Annotated in this window: 13 protein-coding genes; 5 read left to right on the top strand and 8 right to left on the bottom strand. The window is 53.4% G+C overall.

From position 1 onward, the window contains the following. Positions 1-2: 2 nt before the first annotated feature. The gene (zipA, locus tag ABGA49_RS04020) at positions 3-1,040 is read right to left on the bottom strand and encodes a cell division protein ZipA (RefSeq protein WP_347665167.1); all 1,038 of its coding nucleotides are present in this window, start codon (positions 1,038-1,040) and stop codon (positions 3-5) included. Positions 1,041-1,268: 228 nt separating this feature from the next. Here zipA and cysZ point away from each other — a divergent pair, with 228 nt between their 5' ends. The 5 genes from cysZ (at position 1,269) to crr (ending at position 6,110) form a co-directional block, all read left to right on the top strand. Beyond that, the gene (cysZ, locus tag ABGA49_RS04015) at positions 1,269-2,030 is read left to right on the top strand and encodes a sulfate transporter CysZ (protein WP_061493795.1); all 762 of its coding nucleotides are present in this window, start codon (positions 1,269-1,271) and stop codon (positions 2,028-2,030) included. A gap of 144 nt (positions 2,031-2,174) precedes the next feature. After that, on the top strand, positions 2,175-3,146 hold the full coding sequence (gene cysK, locus ABGA49_RS04010; protein ID WP_061493794.1) for a cysteine synthase A: 972 nt from the start codon (positions 2,175-2,177) through the stop codon (positions 3,144-3,146). Between the two features lie 382 nt (positions 3,147-3,528). After that, the gene (ptsH, locus tag ABGA49_RS04005; RefSeq protein ID WP_007370907.1) at positions 3,529-3,786 is read left to right on the top strand and encodes a phosphocarrier protein Hpr; all 258 of its coding nucleotides are present in this window, start codon (positions 3,529-3,531) and stop codon (positions 3,784-3,786) included. Positions 3,787-3,832: 46 nt separating this feature from the next. Beyond that, positions 3,833-5,560 (top strand): phosphoenolpyruvate-protein phosphotransferase PtsI, encoded by a 1,728-nt coding sequence (ptsI, locus tag ABGA49_RS04000; RefSeq protein ID WP_061493793.1) that lies wholly within the window; start codon positions 3,833-3,835, stop codon positions 5,558-5,560. Positions 5,561-5,600: 40 nt separating this feature from the next. After that, positions 5,601-6,110 carry a PTS glucose transporter subunit IIA gene (gene crr, locus ABGA49_RS03995; protein ID WP_000522253.1) on the top strand — a complete coding sequence of 170 codons (510 nt, stop codon included), beginning with the start codon at positions 5,601-5,603 and terminating at the stop codon, positions 6,108-6,110. Between the two features lie 44 nt (positions 6,111-6,154). Here the strand turns inward: crr and pdxK are convergent, their stop codons facing one another. The 7 genes from pdxK to ABGA49_RS03960 form a co-directional block, all read right to left on the bottom strand. Continuing rightward, the gene (gene pdxK, locus ABGA49_RS03990; protein WP_134317831.1) at positions 6,155-6,994 is read right to left on the bottom strand and encodes a pyridoxine/pyridoxal/pyridoxamine kinase; all 840 of its coding nucleotides are present in this window, start codon (positions 6,992-6,994) and stop codon (positions 6,155-6,157) included. Positions 6,995-7,011: 17 nt separating this feature from the next. Continuing rightward, complete coding sequence (gene cysM, locus ABGA49_RS03985) at positions 7,012-7,923, bottom strand: cysteine synthase CysM (RefSeq protein ID WP_061493791.1); 912 nt, start codon at positions 7,921-7,923, stop codon at positions 7,012-7,014. A gap of 119 nt (positions 7,924-8,042) precedes the next feature. Then, a complete protein-coding gene (gene cysA / locus ABGA49_RS03980) occupies positions 8,043-9,137 on the bottom strand; it encodes a sulfate/thiosulfate ABC transporter ATP-binding protein CysA (RefSeq protein ID WP_061493790.1) in 1,095 nt (364 codons plus the stop codon). Beyond that, on the bottom strand, positions 9,127-10,002 hold the full coding sequence (gene cysW, locus ABGA49_RS03975) for a sulfate/thiosulfate ABC transporter permease CysW (protein ID WP_061493789.1): 876 nt from the start codon (positions 10,000-10,002) through the stop codon (positions 9,127-9,129). Before cysW ends, cysA begins: the two co-directional genes overlap by 11 nt. After that, on the bottom strand, positions 10,002-10,835 hold the full coding sequence (gene cysT / locus ABGA49_RS03970) for a sulfate/thiosulfate ABC transporter permease CysT (RefSeq protein WP_061493788.1): 834 nt from the start codon (positions 10,833-10,835) through the stop codon (positions 10,002-10,004). The genes cysW and cysT overlap by 1 nt, the downstream gene beginning before the upstream one ends. Further along, positions 10,835-11,851 carry a sulfate ABC transporter substrate-binding protein gene (locus ABGA49_RS03965; RefSeq protein WP_061493787.1) on the bottom strand — a complete coding sequence of 339 codons (1,017 nt, stop codon included), beginning with the start codon at positions 11,849-11,851 and terminating at the stop codon, positions 10,835-10,837. The genes cysT and ABGA49_RS03965 overlap by 1 nt, the downstream gene beginning before the upstream one ends. A gap of 159 nt (positions 11,852-12,010) precedes the next feature. Then, positions 12,011-12,910 carry a Dyp-type peroxidase gene (locus tag ABGA49_RS03960; RefSeq protein WP_061493786.1) on the bottom strand — a complete coding sequence of 300 codons (900 nt, stop codon included), beginning with the start codon at positions 12,908-12,910 and terminating at the stop codon, positions 12,011-12,013. Positions 12,911-12,988 lie beyond the last annotated feature (78 nt).

The raw sequence follows: 12,988 nt of genomic DNA, 5'->3' as shown, positions 1-12,988 counted from the left end.
CGTTACGCGTTGGCGTCTTTAACCTCGCGAATACGGTCCTGATATTCACGCAGTTTTTGCGGCGTCATCATCCGGCGCTGATCGTCCAGTACCACACCGCCGACTTCATCGGCGATATGCTGTGCAGATTGCAGCATCAGTTTAAAGTTTTGCAGTTCGTCGCCGTAAGAAGGCACCTGCATAAAGATAGTGACACCCGGCGTGGTCATTTCACCCATCATTTCGACGTCAAACGTCCCCGGATTGACCATGTTCGCCAGGCTGAAAAGCGCCGGGCCGCTGCCGTCCGGGCTAAGATGACGATGGAAAATGCTCATATCGCCAAATTTAAAGCCTGCCTGCAGGATGCTGTTTAACAGCACATCACCGTTCAGAGTGCTGCCGTGATGTGCGGCAACGTTCATAATGATGACCGTTTCTTTACGCTGCGGTTTTTCCACCGGCGCTTCCACAACCGGCTCGGGCTCAGGCTGCGGCGCAGGGGTATGAACCTGCTGCTGCGGCTGATGTTGAGGCTGATGTTGAGGCTGATGTTGAGGCTGATGTTGCGGTGCAGCAGGTTGTTGATATTGCGCAGCGGCAGGCTGCGGAGCGTGCTGATGCTGAACCGGTTGGGGTTCAAACACAGGAGCCTGAACAGGACGGCGTTCCGGTTGCGGCGGCTGAACAGAGGGCTGCGGTGCGTGATGTGCGGGTTCTTCCGGCGGTTGCTGCACAGGCGCAGACGGGCGCGGTTGGGCCGACGCGTAAGGCGGCTGATATTGATGCTGCGGATGCTGACGCGGTGCATCCTGCTCGCTTGCAGCTTTTGGCGCTGTGTTCACTTTATGAACCCGAACTTCACCCACGCCTTCGTCGTCGTCTTCGACATCCTCGTCATACAACTCGTCGTCGTCACGTCGCGACTTCATGCGTTTTATTGGGCGATCGCGGAACATTGAAGAACGTTCTTTGCGGCTGGTCCAGAACCCGTGAACCAGTAAAGCAATTATGGCGATCGCGCCAACAATGATTAATATCAGACGCAAATCCTGCATCATTATATTCTCTGTTGTTCTAACACCTTGCCACCACGGCAAACCTTTACTCACTAAGAGTATTTGCCCCGTAACTCAAGTGCAAGTGTGTGGGGAGCTTTCGCCGCAGAAAGATACGCTAAATTGTGCTTTTTGCTGTTTTTTCGAACATTTCTGAACGGGTTTCCCCCGTCAGGTGAATATTATAAGCTTCAATTTTTCCTGCTGTCATAAAAGGAGTACAGACAGATTATGATTTCCTCGTCCCCAGGTGCGGTACGCAGTGGTGTCTTTTACTTTTCCCAGGGCTGGAAACTGGTCACGCTGCCGGGCATTCGTCGTTTCGTGATTTTGCCTTTGCTGGTGAACATTATCTTGCTGGGTGGCGCATTCTGGTGGCTGTTTACCCGCCTTGATAGCTGGATCCCGTCGTTGATGAGCCATGTGCCGGACTGGTTACAGTGGCTGAGCTATCTGTTATGGCCAATTGTGGTGATCTCGGTTCTGCTGGTGTTTGGGTATTTCTTTTCGACTATCGCCAACTGGATTGCGGCGCCATTTAATGGCCTGCTGGCTGAGCAACTGGAAGCGCGACTGACCGGCGCCACACCACCCGATGCCGGTATCATGGGCGTGATGAAAGATATCCCGCGTATTATGAAACGTGAATGGCAGAAACTGGCCTGGTATCTCCCTCGCGCCGCGCTTTTGCTGATCCTCTATTTTATTCCTGGAATTGGGCAAACCGTCGCACCCGTACTGTGGTTTCTGTTCAGCGCGTGGATGCTGGCGATTCAGTATTGTGATTACCCCTTCGACAACCATAAAGTCCCGTTCAAAGAGATGCGTCTCGCGCTGCGTTCGCGTAAGTCCATGAATATGCAGTTCGGCGCGCTGACGAGCTTGTTTACGCTGATTCCGGTGCTGAATCTGGTGGTAATGCCGGTGGCAGTGTGCGGCGCTACGGCGATGTGGGTCGATTGTTACCGCGACAAACATGCAGCCTGGCGTTAAGGAAGGAATTATTCCGTTTCTTATTCCATACTGCTTAGCATTATTTCGGTGCAGCATATAGATATGCGAATTCCTTACTTCCGCATCAACAGTAAGTGCGTATGCTGATGTGGTTCCCAAATTTCATACAGTTAAGGACGGGCTATGAGTAAGATTTTTGAAGACAACTCGTTGACTATTGGTCATACGCCGCTGGTTCGACTGAACCGCATCGGTAACGGACGTATCCTGGCGAAGGTCGAGTCCCGCAACCCAAGCTTCAGCGTGAAATGCCGTATCGGTGCCAATATGATTTGGGATGCCGAAAAACGCGGTGTACTGAAGCCGGGTGTTGAGTTGGTCGAACCAACCAGCGGTAACACCGGTATTGCTCTGGCTTATGTGGCGGCAGCGCGTGGTTACAAACTGACGCTGACAATGCCGGAAACCATGAGCATTGAACGCCGTAAGTTACTGAAAGCCCTGGGTGCCAACCTGGTGTTGACCGAAGGTGCGAAAGGCATGAAAGGCGCGATTCAGAAAGCAGAAGAGATTGTCGCCAGCGATCCGGCTAAATATCTGCTGCTACAGCAATTCAGCAACCCGGCGAACCCGGAAATCCACGAAAAAACCACCGGCCCGGAGATCTGGGAAGATACCGATGGCCAGGTGGATGTGTTTATCTCAGGCGTGGGTACCGGCGGTACGCTGACCGGCGTGACGCGCTATATCAAAAACACCAAAGGCAAAACCGATCTGATCACTGTGGCAGTAGAGCCGACCGATTCGCCGGTCATTTCCCAGGCGCTGGCGGGCGAAGAACTGAAACCCGGTCCGCATAAAATACAGGGCATTGGCGCAGGGTTTATTCCGGGTAACCTGGATTTGAAACTGATCGACAAAGTTGTCAAAATCACGAATGAAGAAGCCATCAGTACCGCACGCCGCCTGATGGAAGAAGAAGGTATCCTGGCGGGTATTTCTTCCGGTGCGGCAGTGGCTGCCGCACTGAAGTTGCAGGAAGATGAAACCTTTACCAACAAGAATATTGTGGTTATCCTTCCCTCTTCCGGCGAGCGTTATTTGAGCACCGCTTTGTTTGCGGATCTGTTCACTGAGAAAGAGCTGCAACAGTGATGCCAGATTGTTAAATTAGCGCAAAAAAGCACCCATCGAGGTGCTTTTTTGTGGCGTACGTCAAATTTTTACCCCTCCTGGCATTGCCTGGATCCTCCGGGTCTGGTATTTAACCATCACATTTATTTTGAAGCGCGAAATTAATCGAAGTCAGATTTCATCTTGCTGAATCGATTTTATGATTTGGTTCAATTCTGGCTTTCGCGGCATAATGTTTAATGACGGACGAAACGTCAGCGATCGGATGCGTCTGTAGCGGATTTTCTCGGCACGACCTCTGTCTCTTGTTCCGTTACGCCGGCGCTAACTATACAGGCTAAAGTCAAACCGCCAGGCTAGACTTTAGTTCCACAACACTAAACCTATAAGTTGGGGAAATACAATGTTCCAGCAAGAAGTTACCATTACCGCTCCGAACGGTCTGCACACCCGCCCTGCTGCTCAGTTTGTTAAAGAAGCGAAAGGCTTCTCTTCTGAGATCACTGTGACTTCCAACGGCAAAAGCGCCAGCGCGAAAAGCCTGTTCAAACTGCAAACTCTGGGCCTGACTCAGGGTACTGTTGTGACTCTGACCGCGGAAGGCGAAGACGAGCAAAAAGCAGTTGAACATCTGGTTAAACTGATGGCTGAACTCGAGTAAGTTTTTCGGGTTCTTTTCAAGATCAGTCACAAGTAAAGGTAGGGTTATGATTTCAGGCATTTTAGCATCCCCGGGTATCGCTTTCGGCAAAGCACTGCTGCTGAAAGAAGACGAGATCGTCATCGACCGGAAGAAAATTTCTGCCGACAAGGTTGACCAGGAAGTTGAGCGTTTCCTGAGCGGTCGTGCCAAAGCATCGGCACAGCTGGAAGCGATCAAAACGAAAGCGGGTGAAACTTTCGGTGAAGAAAAAGAAGCCATCTTCGAAGGGCACATTATGCTGCTGGAAGATGAGGAGCTGGAGCAGGAAATCATAGCCCTGATTAAAGATAAGAGCATGACTGCCGATGCTGCGGCACATGAAGTTATCGAAGGCCAGGCTACGGCCCTGGAAGAGCTGGACGACGAATACCTGAAAGAGCGTGCGGCTGACGTGCGTGACATCGGTAAACGCCTGCTGCGCAACATTCTGGGTATGCCGATTATCGACCTGAGCGCAATCCAGGAAGAAGTTATCCTGGTTGCGGCAGATCTGACCCCGTCAGAAACCGCACAGTTGAACCTGAAAAAAGTGCTCGGTTTTATCACTGATATCGGTGGCCGCACATCTCACACGTCCATCATGGCCCGTTCTCTGGAACTGCCAGCGATTGTGGGTACCGGCAGCGTCACGACGCAAGTGAAAAACGGCGACTACCTGATCCTCGACGCGGTGAACAACAAAGTTTACGTTAACCCAAGCGACGACGAGATCGAAACCCTGCGTGCTGCGCAGGCTCAGGTTGCGGAAGAGAAAGCAGAACTGGCGAAACTGAAAGACCTGCCGGCGATCACCCTTGATGGTCACCAGGTAGAAGTCTGCGCTAACATCGGCACCGTTCGCGACATCGCAGGTGCAGAGCGCAATGGCGCTGAAGGTGTGGGCCTGTACCGTACCGAATTCCTGTTTATGGATCGCGACGCGCTGCCGACCGAAGAAGAGCAGTTCGAGGCGTACAAAGCGGTTGCTGAAGCCTGTGGCTCTCAGGCTGTTATCGTTCGCACCATGGACATTGGCGGTGACAAAGAACTGCCGTACATGAATTTCCCGAAAGAAGAGAACCCGTTCCTTGGCTGGCGCGCTGTGCGTATTGCTATGGATCGCAAAGAGATCCTTCGCGATCAGGTTCGCGCTATCCTGCGCGCCTCTGCTTTCGGCAAACTGCGCATTATGTTCCCGATGATCATCTCTGTTGAAGAAGTGCGTGCGCTGAAAAAAGAGATTGAAATCTACAAACAGGAACTGCGTAGTGAAGGTAAAGCCTTCGACGAGAGCATTGAAATCGGCGTTATGGTGGAAACCCCTGCCGCAGCGACTATCGCTCGTCACTTGGCCAAAGAAGTTGATTTCTTTAGTATCGGTACCAATGATTTAACGCAGTACACCCTGGCAGTTGACCGTGGTAATGATATGATTTCACATCTTTACCAGCCGATGTCACCGTCCGTACTCACTTTGATCAAGCAAGTTATTGATGCTTCTCATGCTGAAGGCAAATGGACTGGCATGTGTGGTGAGCTTGCTGGCGACGAACGTGCTACACTTCTGTTGCTGGGGATGGGTCTGGATGAATTCAGTATGAGTGCCATTTCTATCCCGCGCATTAAGAAGATTATTCGTAACACGAACTTCGAAGATGCGAAGGTGTTAGCAGAGCAGGCTCTTGCTCAACCGACAACGGACGAGTTAATGACGCTGGTTAACAAGTTCATTGAAGAAAAAACAATCTGCTAATCCACGAGATGCGGCCCAAATTACTGCTTAGGAGAAGATCATGGGTTTGTTCGATAAACTGAAATCTCTGGTTTCTGATGATAAAAAAGACACCGGAACCATTGAGATTGTTGCCCCGCTTTCTGGCGAAATCGTCAACATTGAAGATGTACCTGATGTCGTTTTCGCTGAGAAAATCGTTGGTGATGGCATTGCTATTAAACCGACCGGCAACAAAATGGTAGCTCCGGTTGACGGTACTATCGGCAAAATCTTTGAAACCAACCATGCCTTCTCTATCGAATCCGATAGCGGCATTGAGCTGTTCGTTCACTTCGGTATCGACACCGTTGAACTGAAAGGCGAAGGTTTCAAACGCATCGCGGAAGAAGGCCAGCGCGTGAAAGTTGGCGACCCGGTAATCGAATTTGATCTGCCGCTGCTGGAAGAGAAAGCCAAGTCAACCCTGACGCCGGTGGTTATTTCCAACATGGACGAAATCAAAGAGCTGATCAAACTGTCTGGTAGCGTGACCGTGGGTGAAACCCCGGTTATCCGTATCAAAAAGTAAGCTCATCGCATGTAAAAATGGCGCCGTAAGGCGCCATTTTTGTTTTAACACGGCGGTAAAATCAGCTCGTCATACCCTTTGTCCAGCGTATACCCCATTACGTCCACCACCCTGTCACCCGCGGCGCGTACCGCCATATCCAGTGTTTTCCCCTGAATAATGCCGCTCACCAGTTCTGAACAGAACAGATCGCCGGTCCCTTTCAAATCCGTTGCTACACGTGGATAGCCACTCACTGTAACCCCATCGGGCGTGACCAGCACCACGTGGATTTGCCCGTCATCCACCTCCACAGGTGCACTGGTGATGGCAACCCAGTGTAACGAATCAGAGAGCAGCCCCTGCGCCGCGCCAATGGCGCTTTGTAGATCCCGGCACGGTTTACCACTTAATACTTCCAGCTCAAATACATTCGGCGTGATCCCCTGCGCCAGCGGTAACAGATGCTCACAATACGCCTGGGGTATTTCTGGTTTTACATAGATACCGCTGTCTGTATCACCAATCACCGGATCAACGAGAATCAGCAGTTGCGGATGTTTTTTCCGTAGCGCCTTCAGCCACTGTGCCAGCAGCGTTATCTGGCTGGCACTGCCCATATACCCGGTGGTCACCGCTTTCACTTCACGCAGGACATCACGCTCTTCCAGCGCCTGCAAGTAGCCGTTAAACCACTCATCAGGGATTACTCCACCGTAAAAAGTGTCATAGTGCGGCGTATTACTGAACAGCACCGTAGGCACCGCCAGCACATTCAACTGGTGCTGGCGAATATTGGGTACGGCAATACTGTTGCCCACGCTGCCATACACCACCTGTGACTGAACTGCGACAATATCAGCCTGCTGCGCCCGGGTTTTATCCCTGAACAGGATCATCTCCATTCTGTCTCCTTAAGGGGTTAAATCCCCGCACCCTGCGAATAACTCTCTTCACCAAACACCCCGGTGGACAGGTAGCGATCGCCGCGATCGCAAATAATGGCCACCACGATCGCGCCAGGGTTTGCTTTTGCTACGCGTAATGCCCCGGCTACCGCGCCGCCGGAACTGACACCGCAGAAGATCCCCTCCTGCACGGCCAGCGCCCGCATGGTATTTTCCGCCTCACGCTGGTGGATATCCAGCACCTCATCAACCAGATCGGCGTTAAAAATGCCCGGCATATACTCAGCAGGCCAGCGGCGGATACCGGGAATACTGCTGCCCTCTTCCGGTTGCAGACCAACAATGGTGACTTTTTTCGGTTGTTCACGTAAAAAGCGCGAGACACCGGTGATGGTGCCAGTAGTGCCCATACTGGAGACAAAATGGGTAAGATGCCCGGCCGTTTGCTGCCAGATTTCCGGGCCTGTAGTGGTGTAATGCGCGTACGGATTATCAGGATTATTGAACTGATCGAGCAACGTGCCCTCACCGCGTGCCGCCATTTCAAGGGCCAGATCGCGTGCACCTTCCATCCCCTGTTCTTTACTGACCAGAATAAGTTCAGCACCGTAAGCGCGCATCGCGGCGCGGCGTTCCTGGCTCATGTTGTCCGGCATCAGCAATTTCATGCGGTACCCCTTTAACGCCGCAATCATCGCCAACGCAATTCCGGTATTTCCGCTGGTCGCTTCAATCAGCACATCACCGGGTTGGATTTCACCGCGTTTTTCCGCCTGCACAATCATTGACAGCGCCGCGCGATCTTTGACTGAGCCTGCCGGGTTGTTACCTTCAAGTTTGACCCAGATTTCACTGCCGTTGTCCGGCGTCAGACGTTGCAATTTGACCAGCGGCGTATTGCCGATGGTGTGTTCTAATGTGTTCACGATTTTCGCTCAATAAAAAAGCCGGGTGGCGCTACGCTGACCCGGCCTACAAAGCTGTGCAGAGATTGTAGGCCCGGTAAGCAAAGCGCCACCGGGCGATAGACATGCTCACTAACCTATCAGGCGGACTCCGCCAGAGCAAGCGCCTGCGGGGCTTCAATCCGTTCATTACCGTTATACAGGCGGGCGTTTTGTAACCCCACGAACAGGCGTTCACCGCGGTGCGGCGCTGGCTCATCACGCATCACAACCGTTAGCGGTTCCGGGCTCCAGCCTAATGGCTGCACAACCAATTGCGTATAGTGCCCTTTCGGGCTGGCTTCCAGCACCTGTACCGGCAACGGAGAATCAAGGCTGGTGCGACGGCTGACGTCCACTTCCCACGGGCGCAGGAACAGATCGACCTCCCCCTGATACGCAGGCGTATAACCCAACGGCCAGCGATGCGCACCCACATGGAACTGCCCACCGCGGACCATTCCTCGCAGGCGGTTCACTTCCCCCATAAACTCCAGCACAAAGCGGGTCGCCGGTTCGCGCCACACCTGATCCGGTGCATCCGCCTGCTCAATATTTCCCTGGCTCATCACCACCACACGATCGGCCACTTCCGTTGCCTCTTCCTGATCATGGGTAACAAACACGCTGGTGAATTTCAGCTCTTCATGTAACTGACGCAGCCAGCGGCGCAACTCTTTACGCACCTGGGCGTCGAGCGCGCCGAAAGGTTCATCCAGCAGCAGGATTTGCGGCTCTACCGCCAGTGCGCGGGCCAGCGCGACGCGCTGTTTCTGACCGCCGGAGAGTTGCGCCGGGTAACGATCCGCCAGATGTGCCAGTTGCACCATTTCCAGCAATTGCGTCACTTTGACTTTGATCGCCGCTGCATTTGGACGCTCGCGCTTAGGCAACACCGTCAGGCCAAACGCAATATTGTCGAAGACCGTCATATGGCGGAACAGCGCATAGTGTTGAAACACAAACCCCACGCGACGCTCGCGGGCGTGCAGACGGCTGACGTCTGTCCCGTGGAAGCGAATGCGGCCGCTGGTCTGGTGCTCCAGCCCGGCGATAATGCGCAGCAAGGTGGTTTTACCGGAACCGGATGGCCCCAACAGTGCAACCATTTGCCCGGAAGGGATATCCAGAGAGATATCATTCAGCACCTGGGTGCGACCAAAAGATTTCTTAATATTGGCAATCTCAATGCTCATGATTTCCCTCCTGTTGCTGGCGTTTTTCCTGGTTGTTCAAACGCCACTGCAACGCACTCTTCAAAAACAACGTCAAAATAGCCATCAGTGTCAGCAGGGCAGCAGCGGTAAAAGACCCCACTGTGTTGTAATCCTGCTCCAGTAATTCAATTTGCAGCGGCAGTGACAGCGTTTCCCCACGAATGGAGCCGGACACCACCGACACCGCGCCAAACTCGCCAATCGCACGAGCATTGGTCAGCACGACACCGTACAGCAGCGCCCAGCGAATATTCGGCAACGTCACGCGCTTAAACATCTGCCAGCCGGAGGCGCCAAGCAGAATGGCCGCCTCATCTTCCTGGCTGCCCTGACTGAGCATCACCGGCACCAGTTCACGCACCACAAACGGACAGGTGACAAACACGCTGACCAGCACCATGCCCGGCCAGGCAAACATAATTTGCAGATTATGCGCATCCAGCCAGCCACCAAGCGGGCCGTTGGAGCCATAAAACAGCAGATACATCAGCCCCGCTACCACCGGCGAAACCGCAAAGGGAATATCCAGCAACGTCAGTAACAACTGACGGCCAGGGAAGTTAAAACGGGTGACCAGCCAGGCCAGCAGTGTACCGAACACCAGATTCACCGGCACGGTGATTAAGGCAATCAGCACTGTCAGCCAGATCGCGTGCAGCATGTCAGCATTTGCCAGGTTTTCGAGCACCGGAACCAGACCCTGGCTGAACGCCTTCACAAAGATGTAGAGCATCGGCACGACGAGAATGAACGCCGAGAGCAGGACGCCCGCGCCAATCAACAACCATTTCCCCCAGTTCACCTGAGGTTTGTCATAGCGTTTCAATTCGGTTATTTCCGCCATTAGTGACCTACCACACGCTGGCCAAAGCGACTTTGCAGGGTATTGATGGAAAACAGCAACAGCAGTGAAGCCGCGAGGATCACGGAAGCAATCGCGCTGGCAGCGGGGTAATCAAACTCCTGCAAACGGACAAAAATCATCAGCGAGGTCACTTCCGTCTTCCAGGCGATATTCCCGGCGATAAAAATCACCGCACCGAACTCGCCCAGACTGCGGGTAAAAGAGAGTGCCACACCCGCCATCAGCGCCGGAGACAGCTCCGGCAGCACCACTTTGCGGAAGCTCTGCCAGGGCGTTGCGCCGAGGGTTTCCGCCGCTTCTTCATACTCCGGACCAAGCTCTTCCAGTACCGGCTGGATGGTACGCACCACAAACGGAATGCTGGTAAACGCCATTGCCACCGCGATACCCAGCCAGGTATAGGTCACTTTGATATCGAACGTCGCCAGCCATTCACCGTAAAAACCGTTTACCGAAAACAGCGACGCCAGCGTCAGGCCGGCGACCGCCGTCGGCAATGCAAATGGCAGGTCGATGAGCGCATCCAGCAGCGTGCGCCCAGGGAAACGGTAACGGGTAAGGATCCATGCCATCAGCAGCCCAAACACGCCGTTAAACGCCGAGGCGACAAACGCTGCCAGCAACGTCACTTTGTACGCGGCTACGACTTGCGGGTTGGTGACCACTTCCCAATATTGTGACCAGCTCATTTGCGCCAGTTGCATAACCAGTGCGCTCAACGGCAGCAGTAATACCAGACAAACAAAAAACAGGCTGCTGCCAAGGCTCAAACCAAAGCCCGGCAACACGCGCTTAGCCGATCCTGCAAACATCACTTACGCCCCGCCGCCAATAACGTATCCAGCTCGCCACCGCTGGCAAAATGGGTTTTCATGACTTCCGGCCAGCTACCGAACTTGTCTTCGACGCGGAACAACGTAGTCTGCGGGAATTTGTCACTCAGTTTTGCCATCACTTCCGGGTTGTTCACGCGGTAGTAGTAATCGGTGATGATAGTTTGTGCCTGCGGGCTATAGAGCCAGTTCAGATAGGCTTTCGCCGCTTTTTCAGTGCCATTGGCTTGTACGTTTTTATCTACCCAGGCCACCGGAAATTCGGCGAGGATATTCACTTTCGGCACCACCACTTCAAAACCTTGCGCCGCGTACTGCTTGCTGATGTTATTGACTTCCGACTCAAACGAGATCAGTACATCGCCAAGACCGCGTTCAACAAAAGTGGTTGTCGCGCCGCGACCGCCCGTATCAAACACTTCGACGTTTTTCAAAAAACGGGTCATAAACTGCTGCGTTTTGGCTTTATCGCCGCCGTCAGCCTGATCCGCTGCACCCCAGGCCGCCAGATAGGTATAACGCGCATTACCGGAAGTTTTCGGATTCGGGAAAATCAGTTTCACATCATCACGCACCAGATCGTTCCAGTCGTGAATATTCTTCGGGTTGCCTTTACGCACCAGGAAGGCCATGGTGGAGTAGAACGGTGAGCTATTATTCGGCAAACGGCTCTGCCAGTTCGCCGGGATCAGATTGCCTTTGTCATGGAGGATTTGCACATCGGTGACCTGGTTGTAGGTCACAACATCGGCTTTCAGGCCTTGCAGAATAGCCAGCGCCTGCTTGGACGACCCCGCATGCGACTGCTTGATCGTCAGCTTGTCGCCGGCATTATCTTTCGCCCACTGTTGTTCAAATGGCGTATTAAGGGCCGCAAAAAGCTCACGCGATACGTCGTATGAGCTGTTAAGCAATTCCGTCGCCTGCGCCTGCGCAGCAAACAGCGTCAACGCTGTCAGCGTCAGATATCCTTTTTTGAGTAAGTTAACGACCATTGCGCACCCTTATAAGCTGATGACTCTCTGACCTTCAGTTTATTTATAACGAGTGTGAAAACAGTAACGGTTTTATATACCAATTGGTGATTTGGAATCAGAAAAGAATATAAGCAGAAGGGAGTACGCCGGGCGAAATGTCCCCGCCCGGCCTTGCGCTTACAGCGCCAGTAATCTATCGAGAGACGGCGCGAAGTAATACCCCCCGGTTACCGGGCGGGTAAAGCGCAGCATCGCGTCGCGCTTGCCATCAGCATCGCCGAACATGCTCAGCAGTTGCTGTTCGATGTTATAAAGACGGGCGCAGTAGCTGCAGAAATAAAGACCGTGCGTGCCGCTGGCCGTACCGTACGGCAGGCTCTGGCGAACAATTTTCAACCCCTTGCCATTTTCTTTCAGATCGACACGGGTCAAATGAGACGTCACCGGACGCGCATCGCCGTCGATCTCCTCATTGGCCTCTTTGGTACGGCCGATCATCATTTCCTGATCGCCCACGCTCATGCGGTTGAGCTGCTTGAGGTTATGCTCCCAGCGCTGCACCATCACATAGCTGCCACCAGCGTCTACGCCATCCTGAATAATCGCCACTTCACGGCGTTTCTCAACCCCTGACGGGTTTTCCGTACCGTCGACAAAACCGCTCAAGTCGCGATCTTCCACCCAGCGGAAACCGTGCGTCTCTTCTTTCACTTCCAGCGCATCGCCAAACGCGTCCAGCGCAGCCTGTGCCACCGAGAAGTTCACGTCATGACGCAGGGAAAGAATATGAATCAGCACATCGTGCTGCGTTGCTGGCGCCAGACCTTTACCATATGAGGGGTAGTCTTTCAGCTCTGCCGCTCCTTCCCCACCACTCAGTGCACGCCACACCGTGTTGCCGAAGGCAACTACCGCACCAAGGTTAGCGTCCGGGAATGTCATCTGAAATGTCGCCAGCTTATCGGCGAACGCTTTACTGCCCGCGCGCAGGGCATCTGTGTCCCCTTTCACGCTGGCTTCAATCCATATTGCCGCACGGCAATGCTCTGGCAAAATGCCACTCTGAACCTGAGACATCACTCCTCCTGAAAAAATAATGCCACGCATCCGTGGCATTGATAGCGGCATTGTACCTGTTTTTTAGCGCTGACCGAC

This window comes from Kosakonia sp. WA-90 (assembly GCF_039871955.1).
In the GTDB taxonomy this organism is placed as follows: domain Bacteria; phylum Pseudomonadota; class Gammaproteobacteria; order Enterobacterales; family Enterobacteriaceae; genus Kosakonia; species Kosakonia oryzendophytica.
Note: the sequence above shows the minus strand (reverse complement) of the source record. Positions and strands in the feature narration are given on the sequence as shown.

Bases quoted from the DNA above. Each gene is read 5' to 3' on its own strand.
- zipA (WP_347665167.1), bottom strand. From the start codon at position 1,040: ATGATGCAGGATTTGCGTCTGATATTAATCATTGTTGGCGCGATCGCC.
- cysZ (WP_061493795.1), top strand. From the start codon at position 1,269: ATGATTTCCTCGTCCCCAGGTGCGGTACGCAGTGGTGTCTTTTACTTT.
- cysK (WP_061493794.1), top strand. From the start codon at position 2,175: ATGAGTAAGATTTTTGAAGACAACTCGTTGACTATTGGTCATACGCCG.
- ptsH (WP_007370907.1), top strand. From the start codon at position 3,529: ATGTTCCAGCAAGAAGTTACCATTACCGCTCCGAACGGTCTGCACACC.
- ptsI (WP_061493793.1), top strand. From the start codon at position 3,833: ATGATTTCAGGCATTTTAGCATCCCCGGGTATCGCTTTCGGCAAAGCA.
- crr (WP_000522253.1), top strand. From the start codon at position 5,601: ATGGGTTTGTTCGATAAACTGAAATCTCTGGTTTCTGATGATAAAAAA.
- pdxK (WP_134317831.1), bottom strand. From the start codon at position 6,994: ATGGAGATGATCCTGTTCAGGGATAAAACCCGGGCGCAGCAGGCTGAT.
- cysA (WP_061493790.1), bottom strand. From the start codon at position 9,137: ATGAGCATTGAGATTGCCAATATTAAGAAATCTTTTGGTCGCACCCAG.
- cysW (WP_061493789.1), bottom strand. From the start codon at position 10,002: ATGGCGGAAATAACCGAATTGAAACGCTATGACAAACCTCAGGTGAAC.
- cysT (WP_061493788.1), bottom strand. From the start codon at position 10,835: ATGTTTGCAGGATCGGCTAAGCGCGTGTTGCCGGGCTTTGGTTTGAGC.
- ABGA49_RS03965 (WP_061493787.1), bottom strand. From the start codon at position 11,851: ATGGTCGTTAACTTACTCAAAAAAGGATATCTGACGCTGACAGCGTTG.
- ABGA49_RS03960 (WP_061493786.1), bottom strand. From the start codon at position 12,910: ATGTCTCAGGTTCAGAGTGGCATTTTGCCAGAGCATTGCCGTGCGGCA.